Here is a 21,847-nt window from a genome sequence, read left to right as displayed (position 1 = left end):
ATTTAAAACATAAAAGGAGCAAATGATGCCTTCTCAAGTTAAAGGGTATGCTGCCCACTCATCAGAATCAGATCTGGTTCCTTATTCATTTGAAAGACGTGATCTTCGAGCCGATGACGTTGAAATTGAAATATTATATTGTGGTATTTGCCACACAGATATCCATCATGTACGAGGTGATTGGGGCCCAGAGGAATACCCAATGGTGCCTGGTCACGAAATCATTGGTCGCGTCCTGAAAGTTGGCGAGGGTGTGACAAAATTTAGCGTCGGCCAATCTGTTGGTGTTGGCTGCTTAGTTGACTCATGCCGCGAATGTGGTTCATGTGAGCATCATCAAGAGCAATACTGCGATGAATTTGTGCCAACTTATGGTAGCCGCGATAGGCACGATGGCACGTTAACCTTTGGTGGTTACTCAGATAAAATCGTTGTGTCTGAACGATTTGTTTTAAGCATCCCCGAAAACTTGAATCTTGCAGGCGCTGCACCTTTATTGTGTGCGGGTATTACCATGTATTCACCATTAAAACGTTGGAACATCAGCGCTGGTAAAAAAGTGGCGGTTATCGGCCTTGGCGGTCTTGGGCACATGGGAATTAAACTAGCTAAAGCTATGGGCGCAGAAGTCACCCTGTTTAGCCGTTCAAAAGGGAAAGAGGAAGATGCTTATCGGTTAGGTGCTGACCATGTGGTGATATCAAGCTCTGAGTCGCAAATGCTGTCAGTGAAAAGCTCATTCGATCTGATTATTGATACTGTTCCTTATAATCATGACGTTAACCCTTACCTTAATACGCTAGCGCCCGATGGTGCGTTGGTATTAGTTGGTTTCTTTGGCGCTTTAGAGCCCACGGTACAAACAGCAGCACTTATCGCCAGAGGAAAAACTCTGACAGGCTCATTGATTGGTGGGCTTGAAGAAACGCAGCAAATGCTTGATTTTTGTGGTGAGCACAATGTGACTGCAGACATTGAGATGTTAGATATAAAAGACATTAACTTGGCATATGAAAGGTTATTAAAATCAGACGTAAAATATCGCTTTGTGATTGATATGAGTACTTTGAAGTAAACATCACCTTTTAAGGCTCTTCTATTTCAATATCTTGGTAGTCGAGCCTACGAGAAAAATTAATTTCCCTGCATTGAACTTGGCGAAATTGTTAAGTCTTTTTTTAACGATATAAACTCTTCATTGTTGCGAAGCAGGTTTCGACCAAGCTCGATTAATAGATTGACCTCTTTTTCCTCTAATCCAAGAGTAGTTGGAATATGATTCACGTGTTTTGCTAATGCTGGCTGCTTGATTGATTTTAAATCCACTAAAATGAGATGTCCTTTAACTGGCCTTTCAGGTGTACTCATTTGTATCGACCAATCATCAAGTAATGATTGAGCAAGGTCCAATGTTTCATTGTTATACAAATGAAGCTGAGCATCAGTCACCGCATTAATTGTTTGTGTGATGGATGGGGGAGATGTTTTAGTATCAATATCTGTATCTGCTTTTACGGATGCATTCACAACGATAATAATAAAATGTTTGGCTGAATTAAAAGATTTTCCTTGATGAGCCATTTCTAAGTAGTTTTTCATACCCCCTGCAAATTCAACAGTATCGATAAGCGTTCTAAGACCGAGATTATCTGCAATTCCGCCGTCTACAAGATGTATGAAAGGACGCGATGACTTATCGCTATAAGAAAGTGCCGCGTTTGCAGAATCAAGTAGGGTCATCGAGCCTTCAGCTGCCCTAGATTGCAGGTATTGATTCATACCTGAAGGGTCGCAGCCAGAGTAATTTTCTATGACCACTGGGTCAAAAAGTACCGGTACTGCGGCAGATGCAGTAACTGCTCTTGAAACAGGAAAGCTGCTGAGATCGGAGCATAAAAGATTGAAATAGTCCTGCAAGAAAGTAAAACGTATGCCTTTTGATAAATCTGTCGCATTAATAGCAATTACAGGGTCGCCTTTTGCGAACATATCAGCAAATGTCGCGTCACCAAAACCTGCCTCAGCAAAGACTTCAGCGGCGTAGTCAGTCCTTCCCGACGAAGAAAACCACATAAATGGGTTAAACACAGTATGTAAGATCTGACTTGAAAGGCTACGGGTTAACATATCCTTTTTAAAATCGGTAAATAGCTTTTCTCTGTGCAAACCATAATACGCAGCAGTGAAACTGCCGCCAGACACAGACGATATAAAGTCTACTTCATCAAGCATTCGTTTATTTTCACCATTCACTATGATTGACGTATCTCTTAGCTCTTCCATCACACCATAAGCCAGTGCCGATGCCCGGGTACCGCCTCCAGAAAATGTCAGCATTAAAGTTAAACCCTTGTCATCAAGGTTTCTGGCTGCAGAAAATAGCGTGTTATTTTCTATCTGGATAGTTTGATCTGGTTTAAGAGGCGCGTTTTCAATTTTTCCGACCGCAGTACAGCCAGACAAAAGAACGCCAAATGAGCATAGCAGTAACCGTAACGGATTGTTTGGCATCTTGAAAATCTATCGAATAGGTTGTTTTACTTCATACTAGTGCAAAAATATCTGTTAATGAAGATAGCGGAGGCTTGTAGTAATAAGGGAGCTGGATGTGCTCTCTTATTTCTTTTTAATTTTTCTAATGAAAAAGTGTTGCCGCTTTTTTGATTTTCGAACTATGTTTAATCAGGTACAAATACGTAGTAGAGGGAAAAAGATGGTCGATAATTGCACTATTCTTATCATTGATGATGAAGAGATTAACACTTTACAACTTGAACACGCACTAGAAGATGTTGGTAACATAATCACCTTAAACGACAGTACCCAAGCACTGGAGTTAATCCATAAAGCAAAACCTGATGTTTTGTTACTTGATTTAGAAATGCCAAAAATTAGTGGCTTTGATATTTTACAAGAACTTCAATTCACTCCAGAGTTTGAACAGCTACGAATTATTGTTATTACTTCACATGGTGATCCACAAATTGAAGAATCAGCATTATCTTTAGGCGCAATTGATTTTATTTCTAAACCTCTGAACTTAAAGTTATGTCGATTGCGAATAGAAAATCACGTTAAAGTTAAAGCGCAAGAGAACATTTTACAAAATACCCAAGCTGCTTTATTTGCTGAAAAAGAGCATTTACGTATCACAATTGATTCGATAGCAGACGGCGTTATTTCAACGGATCAACATGCCCAAATTACTTATATGAACCCTGTAGCGCAAAGGCTTACGGGCTGGTCTCAAACTGCTGCAAAGGGTCGTCATATTGAAGAGGTGATGAAATTAGCTGACTCCACAACAAAAACACCTTCAATAAATCCACTTACTGTTGCTCTAAAGGAAAACCGCCCTGTGGCGATGGCAATAAACACGCAACTAACGAGTAAACAAGGGGTTGAACACCGAGTTGAAGATAGCGCAGCACCAATTTTAAATGAAAAAAAACAACAATGCGGTGCTGTTATGGTTTTTCAAGATGTTAGTGAAACGCTCGCTATGTCGGTTCAAATGACGTACTTGTCACATCATGATCAACTAACCTCACTACCAAACCGCGTATTACTGCATGATAGATTAACTCAAGGTATTGCCAGAGCCTCTTTTAATGACACTAAGCTAAGTTTATTACTGCTCGATTTGGACAAATTTAAGTTTATAAATGATGCGTTAGGCCATCATATTGGAGACGAAATTATTGCTCATATTGGCCACTCTTTAGATTGCTTTGCTTGTAACGATATTACAGTTGCACGTGTCGGGGGGGATGAATTTGCGCTTGTTGTCCCTCATGAGTCACATTCTTTGAGTCTAGAGCCTTTGATAAATCAAGTGCTTAATGTAATTAGTAAGCCATTTCGCTCTGGTGGCGAACAACATATTCTTTCTGCAAGCTTAGGCATAAGTGTTTACCCTGATGATGCTAATTGTGTTGAAGAAATGCTTCGCCATGCAGACTCCGCTATGTATAAGGCAAAGAACGAAGCGGCAAATAGTTATTGCTATTTCAGCACAGACTTACAGGTTGAAATGAATAAACGCCTTGATGTAGGTAATAAGTTAAGAAAAGCCCTCGAAAATAACGCCCTTGATGTGCACTATCAACCTAAATACGATTTACGTAGTGGCGAAATGGTTGGCGTAGAAAGTTTAGTTCGTTTAAGTGATGATGAGGGCGGATTTATATCACCACTGAATTTTATTGAGTATGCTGAAGAAACGGGCTTAATTTTTAGGTTAGGCGAGCAAGTTTTAGAAAAAAGCTGTATTAGTGCAAAACGCTGGTTAGATGCAGGTGTGCCGACAAAAGTAGCCGTAAATATTTCCGCTAAACAGTTTACCGACTCAAAACTTGTAGACACAGTCGCGATGATTTTAGAGAAAACTCAGCTACCGAGTAAATATTTAGAGTTAGAAGTGACAGAGTCAGCGCTAATTGAAAACTATGAGTATGCGGTCAATCAACTTAAATTAATTGCCAATATGAAAGTAAGTATTGCCCTTGATGATTTTGGTACAGGGTATTCTAGCTTGTCGTATCTAAGGCTGTTTCCTTTAAATGTATTGAAAATAGATCAGTCCTTTGTACGTGATATGCTAACTGATTCGCAAGCGCTTGATATTGTTTCAACGATTATTGAACTTGCGCACTCTCTTCATCTTCAAATTGTTGCTGAAGGAATAGAAACGGCTGAGCAAAAAAACAAACTAGATGAGCTGGGCTGTGCCACAGGGCAAGGCTACTTGCTTGGTAAGCCAATGAATTATGAAAGCCTAACGCAATTGCTTTTACCCTCGTTGCACAATAACGACCAGTATGTTTGAGCTTAAGTTTATCTTTTGTATGTCTTTTGAATCAATTTTTGAAATTTATTCTACACTTTAAAAACTATAAATTCGTTGGAACTTCAAATGACTAACTCAGTTGATCGTCGGCGTTTTCTTAAAGGTTTAGGAGCTGGCGCGGCCGTCTCTACTCTTGCATTTAAAGCACCTTATGTTTTTGCTAAAAATAAAGTCACATTAAGGGTGCTTGGCACACATGTTACATTGCAAGAAGAACTCAGAAGCAGAGCAATGCGTGAATTAGGCATTAACCTAGAGTTCACGCCAATGGGAAGCGCCGCTGTTTTACAAAAAGCAGCAGCAAATCCAAGTTCATTTGATTTGTACGAACAATGGTCAGACTCAATTAATATTTTATGGCAAGCGGGGGCAATTCAGCCTATTGATATAGATAGACTTGTTTATTGGGATGAAATAAACCCATTAACAAAAACCGGAAAAATAGTCCCTGAAGCTAAGCTTGGCGCGGGCGACTCTCCTAATAAACTGCTTTATGTTCAAGACGACGGTACGCTATCGCAAACTCCGAGCAAAGCAATTAGCTTTATGCCTTATGTTCATAATGTTGACTCATTCGGATACAACACCCAAGTGATAGAGCAAGGGATCCCTTATCAAACTGAATCATGGGCTTGGTTGCTTGATGAAAAACACAAAGGAAAAGTTGCGTTAGTAAACGCCCCTACAATAGGCATTTTTGATGCAGCCCTTGCTGCGCAGGGTCAGGGACTAATGACTTTTAATGACATGGGCGATATGAGTATTGCCGAAATTGATCAACTTTTTGCTATTTTATTAGAAAAAAAACGACAAGGGCATTTTTCTGGCTTTTGGACATCGGTTCCACAATCGGTGGACTTTATGAAAACAAAACGAGTAAACATCCAAAGTATGTTCTCGCCAGGGGTGAGTGCGTGTCGTGGAGCAGGCATTCCCGTGGTTTATGCATCTCCAAAAGAGGGCTACCGAGCTTGGCATGGTGTTATGTGCTTATCAGCCAATACACAAGGGCATGTAAAAGATGCAGCATACGATTATATGAATTGGTGGTTATCTGGTTATCCAGGAGCTTTTATCGCAAGGCAAGGGTACTACATTTCAAACCCAGAGCGAAGCCAGCCCTTAATGTCAAAGCCGGAGTGGAGTTATTGGTATGAGGGTAAAGAAGCCGTTGTAGATTTACGCGGTACCGATGAAAAGGTATCTGTAAAAACGGGTCAAAAGCGTGATGGTGGTAGCTATATTCAGCGATTTTCAAATATCGCAGTATGGAATACTGTGATGCCTAATTACGATTACAGCTTAGATAAATGGTTTGAATTGTTAAATTCATAAGGGCTTAGATTGCTTAACATCTTTTCTAAATCAATTGCTGCAAAGATGTCGCTGGCGCTGCTGCTATTATTATTAGCATTGAGTGCTAGTTTTTTTGTAATGGATAAGCGGTTAAAAACCATAGAAACGGCATTTGTAGAGATTAGCCGTATCAGTAATTATGCGGTGAGTATCTTAAGAATAAATAAAGACATTGTAGAGATGCAGCGTGATATTTCTGTGTACGGCAACTCAGGGAGTAAGTCTGTTTTTAATAAAATAGAAGATAACTTTCAAAGTATAAAAAAACGTTTAGGTAATATAAATTTTAATCAAAATGAAGCAAACAGTCAGGTTTACTTAGATTCGATGTCTGAGCTTTTGAGTCGATACGATGAGAACTTAGCAGTACTTACAAAACGCTATGAGGCCAGGGCACATTTAACCTATCAGGTGTTACCAAGTATCTACACCAATGCGATAGCAGAACTTGAAACTTTGAAATCAAATAGCATCAATACAGAAGATAAATTAAGTATCGCAGAGCTCACTAATCTATGGCATTCAATGCATCATGATGCGTATCAATTTTTATCGAAGAAAGACTATTCAAAAAGGGCTAAAGTGAATACTACACTGCGCTTGCTTAATCAAAAACTACAAGTGCTTCAAGATCCTGCGATAACACTCGATAAAATGTCCCAGTTTACTGCTAATTATCAGCAGCAATTCTCTAAAAGTATTCAAGCTAACCGTCATTACTTAAGTTTAGTCAATGTGGTTATGGCAGGCGATGCTATTGAATTTAGTACTTTATCAAACCAGCTAAGAGAGCTTTCTTTATCGAGACTTGAGCAAATTAAATCGGATGCTGAAAAAACAGTTTCAAATTCTGAGCGTATTTTAAAGCTCCTTGCGATCGGTGTTGTTATTTATATTGTGGCTTTTGCAATTGCGTTTCATTTGCAAATTTCGCATGCAATTAAGCGCCTTACCGTTAGTTTTAAATACTTTTTGAGTGGTGACCTTTCGGCCAAAATTTATGATTTAAATCGCAAAGATGAAATTGGTGTTTTAGCGAATGCAGCAGAACGATTCAGGGTTTTAAGTAAAGACCTTGCAGATGCAAAGCAATCAGCTGAGCGTACAGCGAAAGTAAAATCTGAATTCTTAGCAAATATGAGTCATGAGATCAGAACTCCTATGAATGGTGTTTTAGGTATGGCTCGGCAGCTAAGTCGCACACCATTATCGGCAGAGCAAGCAAAGATGCTCAATATCATTAAATCATCAGGTGCAAGTTTACTGGTTATTATTAACGATATTTTAGATTTGAGTAAAATTGAGGCTGCTAAAGTAGAGCTTGAGTCAGGTCCAATTGAATTAAGCTCCTTGTTGAACGAGTTAACGCATTTATTTTCGCAACAAGCTGAAAATAAAGGTATTGAGTTATTTATTACGACAACGCCAGAGCTCACCGACTTTATATTTTTAGGTGATGAAACTCGGCTCAAACAAGTACTCATTAATTTATTAGGCAATGCAATTAAGTTCACTCATCGTGGTAGCGTGTTACTCAACGTCATTATTGAAGAAGTAGTGAATGATGAGTTTAAAGTAACTTTTAGTGTATCTGACACGGGTATTGGTATTGCCAATGAACAGCTAGATTCTTTGTTTGACGCTTTCTCTCAAGCAGATGCTTCTATTACTCGTCGCTTCGGTGGCACTGGGCTTGGCCTGACTATCTCAAGCAAGTTGTTACATTTGATGAGTTCGTCATTAAAAGTAGAAAGTGAACCTGATAAAGGCTCTATGTTTTATTTTGAGCTTAATGTTACTCGAACATTCATAACCCCTGCTATTAGTGAAAGCCTTCTTGAAGAGAGTAGTGAAAAGTCCGTTGATTTTTCCCATGTAACTGCACTGGTGGTTGAAGACAATGATATTAACCAAGTGGTAATCGAGTCTATGCTGGCTGAGTTTAATATAAAGTCGATCAGTTTAGCTGATGATGGGGAACAGGCCATAGCACAGTGTGAAATAGGGGCGTTTGATATTATTTTTATGGATATGCAAATGCCGGTATTGGGTGGCCCTGAGGCAACATTGAAAATTAGAAAACTACCTGCCTATAAGCACACACCCATAGTGGCATTAACCGCAAATGTGCTTGCAGCAGACAAACAGCGATGCTTTGAAGCGGGTATGAACGACTTTATTGGCAAGCCAATTAAGTTCGAAAACTTAAAACGTGTTTTGGTTAAGTGGTGCTCTTAGCATCACCAATAAACTAACAAGGAAGCAATGTGAACAGTCTCAATATAGATAATAAAAGCACAATGTCATCTAAAACGTTTTTGTTATTTGTTTCATTAATTTTTAGCGTTTTTGCTGCCATCGCTGTCTACTTTTTCGAGGGGCATGTTAAACGGGATGCGTTAAACTCAATTGATCAAGAGTTTACAGAAACAAACCAGCGTTTAAAGAAAATACTCACATCTTCGATATTGCAGTCGAAATCTGATTTACGATTTTTATATTCAACGCCCCCTATAGCCGGCCTACCTCGGGCTCATTTTAATGATGGAATTGACCCCTACGATGGTACAACCTATCAGCAATGGAAGGAGCGGCTTGAAACCATTTTTATAGGCTTTATGGAGAACAACCTTGCGGTTGAACAGCTGCGCATAATAGCTGTGAGCGCAGAAGGAAAAGAGTTAATTCGTGTGCAACGTGTTGGCGCTTCAGTAGAAGCTGTACCTGACTATTCTTTACAAGCGAAAAGCGCAGAACCTTATTTTTTGCCAAGTTCATTATTAGAAGTGAACCAAATATACATGTCGCCTATGTCGCTAAACAAAGAGTTTGGCGAGGTAGTGTTTCCTTACAAACCCATGTTGCGTTTTTCTATACCCATATACAGTGATAAAGGAAAGCGATTTGCTTTTTTAATCATGAATGTAAATGCCACCCCATTAATACAGAAGCTAAAAGAAACTATTTTTGATTATTCTCAGTTAGTGATCAGCAGTTCAGAGGGAGATTTTATTTATCACCCTTATGAAGGGTATCAATTTACGAGAGACTTAGATCCGTCTATAACATGGCAGTCAGTGTACGATCAGCCTGTTCAGCACCAAGGGCTATATTTAGTCACTGCAACTTCACCAACAACTCAGCAGTTTTATGTTCATTCAGAAAAAGTACAAACAAGACCAGGTAAAAGCTATGGCTTTATCAATTTTAATCTTTTAGTGGCTAAGCAATACGTTGATAAAGTAATAAATGAAAAGCGGGTCATGACCTATAGCTTATTAATTTTGATAATTCTTTTTACGGGGGTATTACTGTTAACGTTTTACCGAAACGCAAACCGGAGCCAGTTACTAGCAGAGGCTAGAAGAGAAGCGTCTGCTATCGTTGAAGGGTCGATAGATGCCATTGTTGGTTTAAATCTAGAAGGTAAATTGACAAGTTTAAATAAAACAGCTGAAAACCTATTAATGTTGGCAAGTTCGATGTCGATAGGAAAAGCGAGTAAAGATATTGATTTTTTAGCCCGATTACCTATTCCTGATTACATTGCGGATATTCAAAACTCAAAAACACAAATCAAAGATGAATGCAGTATTTCTGAAAACGGTGTGGTGAATTATTTCGCCATTTCGGTCAGCCCTGTTTTTTCGGATCAGCGCGTTTTAATCGGGGTTGCATTGATTATTAGAGATATTAGCAAAGAACAAGAAGCTGCGAATAAAGTTAAACGTTTAAATTCGGAGCTTGAGGCAAAAGTAAGGCAAAGAACTCAAGCACTTGCTGAAGCTAAAGATGAAGCAATAAAGCACAGCGATATCAAAAGCGCATTTATATCTAATATCAGTCATGAACTACGCACGCCATTAAATGGAGTGATTGGCACGTTGAATATTTTAAAACGTCAAACATTGCCCGATAATGCCCGTAAGCTTGTAGATATGATGGAGTTAAGTGCTTCAAATTTAAGGCTATTAATAAATGATATTTTAGATTTATCTAAAATTGAGTCGGGTAAACTCGATTTAAACATTCAAAAAATCAAACCTCAATTACTGATCGAAAGTTTAGTCGAGTCATGCTCTGTGAGGGCTTTTGATAAAGGTCTTGATGTTTATTTAGATACGAGCGGGCTGGCTTGTTACGAAGTTAAGACTGATCCACTTAGGCTTACTCAGATCATTAATAATTTGATTAGTAATGCGATTAAGTTTACAGAGCAAGGCTTTATCAAAGTAACGGCATCATCTGAGCAGGTTTCTAATACGGAGCATACCTTAAAAATTACCGTGCAAGATACGGGGATAGGAATAGAGTTAAATACTCAACGTCATTTATTTGATGCATTTCAACAAGCTAATAGTTCTATAGCCGACAACTATGGTGGAACAGGGCTTGGTTTATCAATATGCAAACAGCTGTGTAATATAATGAATGGTGATATTACAGTTAATTCTGCAATTAATGAAGGGAGCGCATTTAGCTTTTACATTAAAGTTGGGAGTAGCCAAGCCCCTAAACCAGATGTTTCAGACTATTATAATCATAAACGTATTTTATTGATTAGTAACAACTCGCAATGCCATGATGTGATGCAAAAGTTACTAAAAGTATATGGGGCTGATGTTAAAGTTAGCGACATAAACACACTTGCTGATGAACATACAAGCAATGTTGATTATGTTTTTATTGATTATGAAAGTATTCAAGCGATAAACCCTCAATCACTGGTAAATAGCCTCGCGAATACATTAGAACAAGGCCGTATAATTTTACTGCATCTACCAACTAACCCCCTTCCAAAGGCGCTCGATACAAAAGTTACATCCCTTAATAAACCAATTACACAAACTAATTTATTGAGAGTTGCAGGTTTTGAAGTATCAGAAAATGAGCCACTTTATTTGCTGAGTGAAAACAGAACGACAGAAAATGACATAACAGCAGATGTTTTAACCCAACTTAAAGGCTGCCGAATATTAATTGTGGATGACAATGATATAAATATTGAAGTTGCACTTGGCGCCTTAGATGGATTGCCTATAGAGGTTATTACTGCTCAAAATGGTCAAGAAGCGCTGGAAATTTTATTAAATTCTAAAGCGAGTAACGAAGTTATTCATTGTATTTTAATGGACTGCCAAATGCCGGTTCTCAATGGTTATGAAGTGTGTGAAAAAATCCGAGCCGCAGAGGCTGGTCAATACTATGCACAAATTCCCATCATAGCAATGACGGCAAGTGCTATGGCTGGTGAGAAGGAAAAGTGTATTGCAGTTGGAATGAGTGATTATGTTAGTAAACCTATCCAAGCTCACGAAGTTCAGTCAAAAGTTGTTAAGTGGTCTTTATCGAATTACGAGGGAGATTCGCTTAGTACTGAACAAAGTAATTTAGAGCCTCTTTGGGATCGTGAGCAAGCATTGGTTAGACTTTTAAATAAAGAAGCCTTATTAATCAAAATATGCGAGATGTTCATTACTAAAGCGCCGCTAAGGCTTAAAGAATTGCAAAGCCAAATTAATGCTAAAGATAGTGAGCAAGTTCGTCAGGTTGCACATGCCTTAAAGGGGATGTGCGGAGAAATAAGTGCCAGTCACTTGAGAAGTTTATTCGCTGACGTTGAAAAAAAAGCGAGCGAAGGCAATTTAAACCTTGAGAAAACTATTATAGAAATAGAGCAAATACTTACCCAGCTTATTACTGATATCACTCAATGGTTAGAAGAAAATTAGTTTATGTTTTCTAAATTTCATGCAAGACATCAAGAGTACTTTTTCATTTATCTAAAACTCAGGTTTATTAAGCCCTGCAGGCCCGTCGTTTGATCTAGATCAACAAAATTTAGAGTGGGGTAAAGTAGAATACGCGACCGCTTTTGTAACGGCTGCTCATAAACAGAGTGTGCTACAAATTGTGTTATTATTTATCGAATATTTTTTAAACTAAGCTTGTTTGAAAAATATATGTGTTACATACCGACTCATGTAACCACTTGTTTTATAGTGATTTATGTTCGAGGTCATTAAATGGCATTACTCATCAATAACAAATGTATTAACTGTGATATGTGTGATCCTGAGTGCCCGAATGAAGCTATTTATATGGGTGCAAAAATCTATCAAATCGATCCTAATAAATGCACTGAGTGTGTTGGGCATTATGATAATCCTACCTGCGTTAGTGTATGTCCTATCGACTGTATTAAGCCCGATCCTAATCATCGTGAAACGTTAGATGAGCTTGCTGAAAAATATATTAAGCTGACTGAGTGAATTAATAATAAAATTTACAGCTTATTAGTACACCTTGATTCAAATGTTCTACACTTACTTTAATGCACGTTAATCTCTTGAGGATCCTATGTTTTTCAGTAAGTCAGTAAACTCTGAGCTTGTGTCGTTAAAGACTGAGTTATTTCATCTACAGCAAGTGCGTGATGGCTTGAATGAAGAAATGATTTCGCTTAATGTACTTGAAAGCGGCGAGGTATCCTATATAAATCAGAACTTTATCAAAGCACTTGGCTACGATAAAGATGCGTTCCCTGGCACGCACCTATTTGACATCATTACAAATGAGTCCAAGTCTACTGAACAATTTAGCCAATTCTCTTCTGCTTTAGAGCATTGTAAGCACTGGGTTGGGGCGCTGCAGTTTTATCACAAAAATGGTAAAACAGAGTGGCTTAGAATTATTTCGCACCCAGTAAAAGGTCCTCAAGATCAAATTCTATTTTTCGCAATTTATGCCACTTTACTAACCGATACAATTGCTACCGCAAGAGAGCATAAAGACATTATCAAAGCGTTACACCGTGCTATGGCGGTTATTGAATTTGATTTAGAGGGTCATGTTTTAAGTGCAAATAGTCATTTTTATAATGCGATGGGTTACTCCGAAAAAGAGATAAAAGGTAAACATCACAGAATGTTTTGCGAACCAGAAGAAGCAAACTCTACTGAGTATGAGCAATTTTGGCAGCGTTTAAAAAATGGTGAGTACATAGCGTCTCGCTTTAAACGTGTTGATAAGTTTGGTAATACCGTTTGGCTTGAGGCCTCTTACAATCCGATTTTTAATGATTTTGGGGATCTCTATAAAGTAATGAAATTTGCAACTGTGATCACTGAACAAGTGAATCGTGAGCATGCAATTTCTCAAGCGGCAGAGATTGCTTACGGTACCTCAACAGGAACCGACAAACTCGCTGTAAAAGGAGCTGAAGTACTTAAAAACACAGTGGCTGTTATGGATGAACTTGCTTTACAGATGGAGCAAGCGGCGCAAGAAATCGCAGCCTTAGATAAGCAGTCGCAACATATAGCAAGTATTGTACAAAGCATTAGTAGTATTGCTGATCAAACTAACTTATTAGCGCTTAACGCTGCAATTGAAGCTGCTCGTGCAGGTGAGCAAGGCCGTGGTTTTGCGGTGGTTGCAGATGAGGTTAGGCAATTAGCATCTCGGACATCTAAAGCAACTGAAGAGATTGTGGAAGTTGTTCAGCGAAATCAATCATTAACTCAAAATACAGTAAAGGTTATAGAACAAGGGAAAGTCAAAGCAGAGCAAGGTCTTGCTTTGTCGAATGAATCAGGACAAGTAATGGAAGATATACAACATGGAGCACAGCAAGTTGTTGATGCGGTTGGCCAGTTTGCTAATCAGTTAAATAAGTGATTCTAATTTGCAATAAGCCTTAGGCATCTGCATTGATGCAGCTGTAGAGTATTATAAGCAACCTAATAACGAAATTTTGCTGTGTTATCAATGCGGTTCAATTTCCTTAAAGCTCCTCCTATTTTTTGCGAATTGGAAGGAATACCTTGTCTCACTTCTTGAAACTCCATATCATAGAAATATAGGGATATATTGTAATAGTTTAATATTCAGTAACTTTTTAAGTAAATGAGTTCACTGTTTGAATTTTAATTTAGCAATGAAGTGATGTACCCCATGTTTTCTACCAAGCCACTAAAAAATAAAATAACCAATCTTGAAGACGAATTATTTAGGGTTTCTCAAATAAAGCAAAATCTTGATGAGCTAATGCTTACATTAACGCTTGATGGCAAAGGCTGTGTTATTGATACTAATCCCCAAGTTCAAATTGAACTGGGTTTTAGCGAAAATCAACTTGATGGGATTGCATTACTTGATTTAGTGCCGCAATTGGCGCGAAAAACAGAACACTATCTGAACTTTAAACACGCACTACAAAACAAAAAGCCATGGGCAGGAGCCGTTCAGTTGGTCAATGCTAAAGGTGAAGAGGCTTGGCTAAGAGTGTTCGTTCATCCTGTGGTAAATAAGCAAAACCAATTTCTTCATTTTACATTGCATGCAAATGCATTAACACGCACGATTGAATCGTCACGCGAAAACCAGGACTTAGTAAAAGCAATTCATCGCTCTATGGCCGTAATCGAGTTTGATTTAACGGGTCATGTATTAAAAGCAAATCAGCAATTTTTACTGGGTGTGGGCTATAAAGAACACGAAATTATTGGTAAACACCATAGTATGTTTTGTTCACCTGAAGAAGCAAGCTCATCAGAGTACGCGGCATTTTGGCAGAAACTTCAAAAAGGTGAGTTTGTTTCCTCTCGATTCAAACGTGTTAATAAGTATGGTGATCCCGTGTGGTTAGAAGCCACATATAATCCTGTGTTTAGTGAACAAGGGGAGCTTTATAAGGTTGTTAAGTTTGCAACGGTGATTACTGATCAAGTAAATCGTGAAATAGCTGTGTCTCAAGCAGCTGACATTGCTTATAGTACCTCGACTGAAACTGATCAAATCGCTCATCAAGGGGCTGAAGTACTTAGTAATATGGTTAGTGTTATGGATGAACTTGCAAATAAAATGGAACAAGCAGCAAATGAGATCACAGCACTTGATAAACAGTCTCAGCAAATCGCAAATATAGTTCAAAGTATCAGTAGTATTGCTGATCAGACAAACCTATTAGCGCTTAATGCAGCGATTGAAGCAGCTCGTGCTGGCGAACAAGGAAGGGGCTTTGCTGTTGTTGCTGATGAGGTAAGACAGCTCGCTTCACGTACTTCAAAAGCGACTGTTGAAATTGTTGATGTTGTTCAGCAAAACAGGGCACTGACTCAAAATACAGTTGAAGTTATAGAACAAGGTAAGAGCAAAGCTGAACAAGGCTACAGCCTAGCGACTGAATCTGGCAAAGTTATGTCAGATATTCAAAATGGCGCACAAAAAGTGGTCGATGCGGTTGGTCAGTTCGCTGACCAACTTAAATAGTGTTACCTGTGCTTATATTGAGTTTTGCAATAACCTCTTAAAATATCGGGATGGCGAAGTTTAATATGTTTACTTTGTCTCCCTGATACGCGCTTTCGCCAGAGTTTAAAACTCGAGCTCGTTAATTGCTCACGCATCAGTGCAATAACGTTTTTTTCATTTAAACCAAACTGTTGGTTTATTGCTTCAAACGGGGTTCTGTCTTCCCACGCCATCTCTATGATGCGTGATACTTCATGATCTAAGTGCTGCATTACGGCTCCTTTTTGTAGCTTATACGTATTTGCAGCAGGTTTAGATTATAAAATATCGTGTTGCCAGTGCTCTGCTAAAAAGTCGATGAACGCTCTCACCACATTTTGTTGGAAGTTACGCGATAAATACACCGCCCATAAGTGAGAGCCCATAGTAGTATGCTCTGGCAGTACTTTTACAAGCTCACCCGATGCCAAATAGTCATTGGCGAGATCGCATGGTAGGTGAGCCACCCCGATTCCTTGTTTTGCTGCTTTTAGAAGCACCCCCATATCGTTGGCAACAATGTTGCCCTTCACGGTCACTTTTTGTGTGTTGTCGCCGTGTTGAAATTGCCAAATAGTGTGTTTGTTATGAACAAGGCAATTGTGAACAGATAAGTCACTCGGCTCAAAAATCTGTGGGTGCACAGCTAAATAATCGTTAGAGGCACACACTGCGGTTGCGATATACATTAGCTTACGGGCAATAAGACCTTCATCGGGCTGGTGGATGTAACGCAAAGCGATATCAACGCGGTCATCAACCAGCTGCGATAAACTATCTGAAAGTAACAGTTCAAAGCGCGTCTGCGGGTGGCGTTTGGTAAACTCTTCAATGGCATCAAATAGCTTATGTTGGCCAAGCCCAATCGGGGAGGCAACGCGAATGGTACCTACCAATTCGTTGTTATGACTGTGTGCTCGGCTTTGTAAATCAGACACTTGATTTAATATTTGCTGGCAATAGCTAAGGGCTTCTTCGCCTTGAAGGGTCAAACTTACTTTGCGTGTTGTGCGATGAAACAACCTTAAATTTAGCCACTTTTCAATGTCTTGAATATGCCTAGAAACTTGTAATCGGCTTAAACCTAAATGCTCTGCAGCCTGAGTAAAACTGCCTGTACGGGCAACTTCGACAAAGCTAGTAATTGAAGTGAGTTTATCCATTGGTATCTTAAAATGAAACAATGTGTATCTATATAGTGTATTTATCAGTAATTGGTGAACAAGTAAACTGCAATCATTGAAACAAACAACGGAGAATTCCTCATGAAATTAGCAGTTATTGGCGCAACAGGTTGGATTGGCAGCCACATTACTTCAGAAGCAATCGCACGTGGTCATCAAGTTAATGCATTAGTTAGAGACGCAAGTAAAGTAACCCAAGATAACGTCACTGTGACTGAATTTGATTTAACTAAAGACGATATCGCAACTGCAGCTGCAGGTAGTGATGTTGTTATTGCGGCAATTGGTGGTCGTGCTTTAGGTAACCATGAAATTGTTGCAAACACAGCAAAGCAATTATTAAACGCGCTTGCAGGTACTGGCACACGTATTTTATGGGTGGGCGGTGCTGGTAGCTTAGAAGTGGCACCCGGTGTAACTCTGGTATCAAGCCCAGATTTTCCTGCTGAATACAAAGCAGAAGCCATTGCTCAAGGTGAGGCACTTGATGTATTTAGAGCATCAGCAGCAGATACAGCTTGGACTTTTGTATCACCGGCAGCGGTCATTTACCCTGGGGAGTCAGAAGGTCCGTACCGTGTTGGTGGCGACAGCTTCTTTACTGATGCAAATGGCGAAAGCAAAATATCAGTTACTGATTATGCTAAAGCGATGCTTGATGAGGCACACTCGGCAGCGCATTTAAATCAACGTATTAGTATTGCTTACTAATAGCGAGCCTTTATTCAGGCTCATAAAATGGTATTCTTAAGAGACGTGTTAAGTTACCTGTTTAATTTATGAGCCTGTTATTTTCTATTGCACTTGCAACCATTCCTGCTTTACCTGAACCCGTCGCAAACAATGCTGTCGCCAAAGTTGTTATTGATGAACAAGCCTACTTCCTAAGCTTTATGGGCTTGAGCTCAGGCAAAGCACATACCGATGTTCATAATAAAGTATGGGTCCTTAAAGTGGGCGACAACGCGTGGCAAGCGGCTAAAGCTGTGCCAAGTACATTGCCCCTTACTGGTCGTTTGGCAAGTACCGCAGTGGGTGTGGGTAAGCATGCCTATGTATTTGGTGGGTATACCGTTAGCGCCGATCATCAAGAAATCTCTACACCCGATGTATATCGCTATGATGTGCTCTCTAATTCATATACGCAACTTGCCAGTATGCCTGTGCCGGTGGATGACAGTGTGGCACTTAAGTACCAGCAGCGTTATATCTATTTAGTCAGTGGTTGGCATAACGATGGTAATGTTAACTTAGTGCAAGTGTATGATACACAAACAGATACTTGGCAACAGGCTTCGCCGTTTTTAGGTCAACCGGTGTTTGGCCAAGCAGCGGCAATTAGTGGAAACACTCTATTGGTGTGTGATGGCGTTAAAACACAGGCGAATGCTGATAAGCGCCGCTCTTTTGCTGCGGTTGCACAGTGTTTAAAAGGCACGATTGATGCTGATAACCCATTAAAAATAGATTGGCGTACCGTGCCGCACCCTACAGGTGTTGCCCATTACCGTATGGCAGCAACCAGTTTTAATGGCGATATTTATATGATGGGAGGCTCTGATAACCCATATAACTACAATGGCATGGGATACGATGGCAAACCTGCGCCAGCGAGTGATCATGTTTGGCGCTTTGATGTTGACAAAAACACCTGGCAGGTGATGCCAAAAGCCGATACCGCGAGTATGGATCATCGAGGTTTATTAGAGCACCAAGGAAGTTTGTATCGTCTGGGTGGTATGGACAATAATCAACAAGTGACAGCCGATGCACTTGGTTACAAGGTAAAGTTATCTCTATGAATACACTCTATATTACTGGAGCGGGAGTGAGTGCCGCTAGCGGTATACCAACCTTTCGTGGTGAAGATGGTTATTGGACCATTGGTAGCAAAAATTATACGCCGATGGAAATGGCAACCCGTGCTATGTACCAAAACAACCCTCGCGAATTTTTAGCTTGGTATTATCATCGTTTTGCAACCTACCGCCATCACGGCCCTAATGAGGTTCATCATTGGTTGAGTGATAAAAATCTCATTACGCAAAATATTGATGGCCTTGATGGCAAAGCTGGAAACACTGATTTTATTGCTATTCATGGTCGCTTAGATCAAATGACACTGTTTCACCATCAAGGTGACGATGTGATGGCTTTTAACGCGCCGTGGGATAAAGTAAACGAAGACAACCTCCACCACTCCTTGCTTGAGGTGTTCAATATTAATAATGAAAGCCCCAAGCTAAACGAATCGTTTAAGCCGTACGTGTTGTTATTTGATGAATACTACACTGAGCTTTATCGAATCTCTGAGGCGCAACAGCGTATGCTCGATGCCGATAAAATCGTCTTTATCGGCACCTCGTTTAGCGTCAATATTACGCAAATGGCACTCGACATTGCACGCAGTCAAGGCACGCCAATTGAAGTAGTAGACCCAGATCCTACTCACGTATTTCATCCTAATGTGACATACCACAAGATGACAGCGCTTGAGTATGTTCAGCAGCAAGGATAAAAATAAGGCGCTTATATTAAGCGCCTTATTTAATTATTACTTTTCAGCTTTGGTTGCTGTGATGTTTAACCGCGCTTGTAAGGGGTCCGGTAAAAACTCTGCAGTCCCTGATTTATTCATTTGCAGTATAAAAGATTCATCATTTTTATATGCTTGCCAAGTCGGCAAACCTGGGCCATTTGGTGTGCCTAACTTAATAAAGTTCGTCACATAACGGTGCATTATTTTAGCAGCTTGCTTATCTTGCTCAGTGGTTACATGTCCATATTTAGCAGCCACAGTATTAAAGAAGTACGGAATTTCGCTGGCGTGCTCTGCACCAGGTTTATCTAAGGTTTGCGCCACATAACCAAATCGATACAAAAAGGCATCGTTACCCATATCTGTCACACGTTTTGCAACGAACCTTGCTGGCTCTTGCATTAAAGCATCTTGCCCAACTTGGTAATTGAGTAAAGGCAATGGCGTTTCGCCGCTTGCATCGTAAGTCATTTTTGCTTGTGTACTGTGCGGGGCAAAACTTGCGAATAGCGCCTCTTTAGAAGCAAAATTAGCAAAGCCTAAATCCATATCTGTTGTGCCAACCATAGTCGCAACATGGCTAAATGTGCCTTTACTCAAGCGCGCTTCTGTCGCCGAATTGATGATAGTGCCATCAATAATTGGCCCGCCAACGTAAGTAGACTCATCATTATTTTGTCGATTTAATGTGCTCAAATTTAGGTTATCAACCACGTCTTCGGCAGATAACTCACGCAGTGCAGCAAGAGCATTTTCATCACTGCCTAAAATGGTGTGTTGTTTGGCAAAGTTTTCGCCAATTTTTTCGGCACTTAACACGGTGTCATCATCACTATTAAGTGGCAACTGCTTAAATAGCTCTCGTCCGCCCGCTGACATAATAATCGCTTGCTGGAATAAGCCATTAGCAGCAGGGGGTTGCATCATCGCATGTACCGATGCGCCTCCTGCAGATTCACCCATGAGTGTCACTTTTGCAGCATCACCACCAAATTGAGCGATATTTTGTTTCACCCATTCAAGTGCCGCAATTTGATCCATTAAAGCGTAGTTGCCAAGCGCATCGTTCTCAAAACGACTCAGAGCAGGGTGCGCAAAAAAGCCAAATCGGCCTAAGCGATAATTAAAGCTAACAAAAATAACCCCTTGTTTAGCAAAGCTCTCACCTGAATAAACAGCAGGTGATGCGCCACCATTTATAAAACCACCCCCGTGTATCCACACCACAACAGGGTAAGGAGTATCGCTGGGTTTAGTGGGTTTAAATACATTTAAATAAAGGCAATCTTCCGAAGGGGTTGTTGTCAGCGGCGCTGCATCGGCTGCAAACGGCTTTTGCATACAGTCAGGCGCGTAATCGTTAAGCACTTTTATATCTTGCCACTTGGGCACAGGTTGCGGTGCTCGCCAGCGTAACTCTCCCACCGGAGCTGCAGCATACGGAATGCCTTTATAGGCAATAAAACGTCCTTCTTTTTGCCCTTGGATAAGCCCGCCGGTGACGGCAATTTGATCTGATTGAGGTTGTTCTTGGCAACCTTGCAAAAATACAGCAGAGCCTAATAGAAAAGATGAGTAAAAAATCGATTTGAGAATACGCGATGTCATAACAAAGCCTAGGCTGTTTGGGTAAGGCTTATAATATTAACATATTCAGATAGTAACAACGAGAAAACCAGCATAGCTACAAGGGGAGGCTATGCCGGTTTTAGTATTTGGCTAATTAAGAGTTTTCCTGTCATTAAATCGTTACAAAAAGGCTCTAAAAATCTGCAGCTCAATAACTCAAGGATCTGTGTAATACTTATTAGTGCAAAAAATTGCTAATGTAAAAGGAGTGTATTCTCATTTTAAGGTACATATGTTAGATAAAGTTTTGCATGATTTTTTAGTCATTTGGGCAACAATAGACCCTATCGGCACAATGGCGTTGTTTGCTGCTTTAACAGCTAAATTGCCTGCCGATAGGCGGCGAAAGACTGCTTTTAAAACGGTGGGTTATGCTGCCATTGTATTAATTGGAGCGATTGTCATAGGGCAGTTGCTGTTAACTGCAATGGGTATTAGTTTGTTGTCGTTCCAAGTTGCTGGTGGCATTATTTTATTTCTGTTCGGTCTACAAATGATTTTTGCTGATGAGGCCCAGCAAGGTGATGTTGAGTCACAGCACGATATTTCTGTATTCCCTTTAGCAATTCCCGCAACAGCATCGCCGGGTGCAATTTTAGCGGTTATTCTAATTACCGATAACCATATTTATAGCGTTCAGGAACAAGTAATTTCGGCAATAACAATGCTGGTAGTGTTATTGATCACTTTATTATTGCTGTTGTTAAGTGAGCGAATTTTGAAAGTTATTGGGGTTGGCGGTGCATCGATACTAACGCGAATTATGGGGTTAATTTTAGCTGCATTATCTGTTGAGTTTGTGATGGAAGCACTAGGAGTCGCTAAATGGGTGGCCAATAATTAAAAAGCCCGCAGCGCGTAATGCTGATCAGTTAAGAATATTTTTATGATCACTTGACTGATCTTTTCATAGCTTCAAAATCCGATATTAGAAATAATATCGGATTTTTTATGTCTCTAATTCAGCACTTCGATGATATGTCCTCCTTTTTAGAT

The 21,847-nt window shown here is 39.9% G+C and carries 16 protein-coding genes; 12 read left to right on the top strand and 4 right to left on the bottom strand.

Going from position 1 to position 21,847, the window contains the following annotated elements; all coding sequences use genetic code 11:
* The first annotated feature begins 22 nt into the window (after positions 1-22).
* Positions 23-1,075, top strand: coding sequence for an NAD(P)-dependent alcohol dehydrogenase (locus JIG37_RS04140; RefSeq protein ID WP_280517210.1), 1,053 nt, complete (start codon positions 23-25; stop codon positions 1,073-1,075).
* 59 nt (positions 1,076-1,134) lie between these two features.
* Here the strand turns inward: JIG37_RS04140 and JIG37_RS04135 are convergent, their stop codons facing one another.
* Entirely contained in the window at positions 1,135-2,511 is a 1,377-nt protein-coding gene (locus JIG37_RS04135) for a patatin-like phospholipase family protein (protein ID WP_199528750.1), read from the bottom strand.
* A gap of 202 nt (positions 2,512-2,713) precedes the next feature.
* Here JIG37_RS04135 and JIG37_RS04130 point away from each other — a divergent pair, with 202 nt between their 5' ends.
* The 7 genes from JIG37_RS04130 (at position 2,714) to JIG37_RS04100 (ending at position 15,478) form a co-directional block, all read left to right on the top strand.
* Complete coding sequence (locus JIG37_RS04130) at positions 2,714-4,828, top strand: EAL domain-containing protein (protein WP_199528749.1); 2,115 nt, start codon at positions 2,714-2,716, stop codon at positions 4,826-4,828.
* An 87-nt stretch (positions 4,829-4,915) separates the two neighbouring features.
* A complete protein-coding gene (locus JIG37_RS04125; RefSeq protein ID WP_199528748.1) occupies positions 4,916-6,184 on the top strand; it encodes a substrate-binding domain-containing protein in 1,269 nt (422 codons plus the stop codon).
* Positions 6,185-6,193: 9 nt separating this feature from the next.
* Positions 6,194-8,443: an ATP-binding protein gene (locus JIG37_RS04120; protein WP_199528747.1), complete on the top strand. Its 2,250-nt coding sequence runs from the start codon at positions 6,194-6,196 to the stop codon at positions 8,441-8,443.
* Between the two features lie 29 nt (positions 8,444-8,472).
* The gene (locus JIG37_RS04115) at positions 8,473-11,937 is read left to right on the top strand and encodes an ATP-binding protein (RefSeq protein WP_199528746.1); all 3,465 of its coding nucleotides are present in this window, start codon (positions 8,473-8,475) and stop codon (positions 11,935-11,937) included.
* A gap of 294 nt (positions 11,938-12,231) precedes the next feature.
* Positions 12,232-12,477 carry a YfhL family 4Fe-4S dicluster ferredoxin gene (locus tag JIG37_RS04110; protein ID WP_054553587.1) on the top strand — a complete coding sequence of 82 codons (246 nt, stop codon included), beginning with the start codon at positions 12,232-12,234 and terminating at the stop codon, positions 12,475-12,477.
* Positions 12,478-12,565: 88 nt separating this feature from the next.
* Entirely contained in the window at positions 12,566-13,885 is a 1,320-nt protein-coding gene (locus JIG37_RS04105) for a methyl-accepting chemotaxis protein (RefSeq protein ID WP_138617813.1), read from the top strand.
* Between the two features lie 276 nt (positions 13,886-14,161).
* On the top strand, positions 14,162-15,478 hold the full coding sequence (locus tag JIG37_RS04100) for a PAS domain-containing methyl-accepting chemotaxis protein (protein ID WP_199528745.1): 1,317 nt from the start codon (positions 14,162-14,164) through the stop codon (positions 15,476-15,478).
* A gap of 2 nt (positions 15,479-15,480) precedes the next feature.
* Here JIG37_RS04100 and JIG37_RS04095 read toward each other — a convergent pair whose 3' ends face one another.
* Both JIG37_RS04095 and JIG37_RS04090 read right to left on the bottom strand, forming a co-directional pair.
* Positions 15,481-15,732, bottom strand: a complete 252-nt coding sequence (locus JIG37_RS04095; RefSeq protein ID WP_054553589.1) for a TIGR03643 family protein — start codon at positions 15,730-15,732, stop codon at positions 15,481-15,483.
* Positions 15,733-15,777: 45 nt separating this feature from the next.
* Positions 15,778-16,662, bottom strand: a complete 885-nt coding sequence (locus tag JIG37_RS04090) for a LysR family transcriptional regulator (protein ID WP_054553590.1) — start codon at positions 16,660-16,662, stop codon at positions 15,778-15,780.
* Between the two features lie 102 nt (positions 16,663-16,764).
* On the opposite strand from JIG37_RS04090, the gene JIG37_RS04085 reads away from it, so the two are divergent.
* The 3 genes from JIG37_RS04085 to JIG37_RS04075 all read left to right on the top strand — a co-directional run bounded on the left by JIG37_RS04085 (position 16,765) and on the right by JIG37_RS04075 (position 19,201).
* Positions 16,765-17,394, top strand: a complete 630-nt coding sequence (locus JIG37_RS04085) for an NAD(P)-dependent oxidoreductase (protein ID WP_199528744.1) — start codon at positions 16,765-16,767, stop codon at positions 17,392-17,394.
* Between the two features lie 68 nt (positions 17,395-17,462).
* Positions 17,463-18,485, top strand: coding sequence for a kelch repeat-containing protein (locus JIG37_RS04080; protein WP_138617809.1), 1,023 nt, complete (start codon positions 17,463-17,465; stop codon positions 18,483-18,485).
* Positions 18,482-19,201 carry a Sir2 family NAD-dependent protein deacetylase gene (locus tag JIG37_RS04075; RefSeq protein WP_054553593.1) on the top strand — a complete coding sequence of 240 codons (720 nt, stop codon included), beginning with the start codon at positions 18,482-18,484 and terminating at the stop codon, positions 19,199-19,201. The genes JIG37_RS04080 and JIG37_RS04075 overlap by 4 nt, the downstream gene beginning before the upstream one ends.
* 36 nt (positions 19,202-19,237) lie before the next feature.
* On the opposite strand, the gene JIG37_RS04070 is transcribed toward JIG37_RS04075, so the two are convergent.
* The gene (locus JIG37_RS04070) at positions 19,238-20,830 is read right to left on the bottom strand and encodes a carboxylesterase family protein (RefSeq protein ID WP_199528743.1); all 1,593 of its coding nucleotides are present in this window, start codon (positions 20,828-20,830) and stop codon (positions 19,238-19,240) included.
* A 253-nt stretch (positions 20,831-21,083) separates the two neighbouring features.
* Here JIG37_RS04070 and JIG37_RS04065 point away from each other — a divergent pair, with 253 nt between their 5' ends.
* Positions 21,084-21,695 carry a MarC family protein gene (locus tag JIG37_RS04065; protein WP_194441268.1) on the top strand — a complete coding sequence of 204 codons (612 nt, stop codon included), beginning with the start codon at positions 21,084-21,086 and terminating at the stop codon, positions 21,693-21,695.
* Positions 21,696-21,847: the final 152 nt, after the last annotated feature.

It is taken from the genome of Pseudoalteromonas sp. bablab_jr010, from assembly GCF_016464105.1.
GTDB classification, from domain to species: Bacteria; Pseudomonadota; Gammaproteobacteria; order Enterobacterales; family Alteromonadaceae; genus Pseudoalteromonas; species Pseudoalteromonas simplex.
This window is presented reverse-complemented; position numbering and strand designations above follow the sequence as displayed.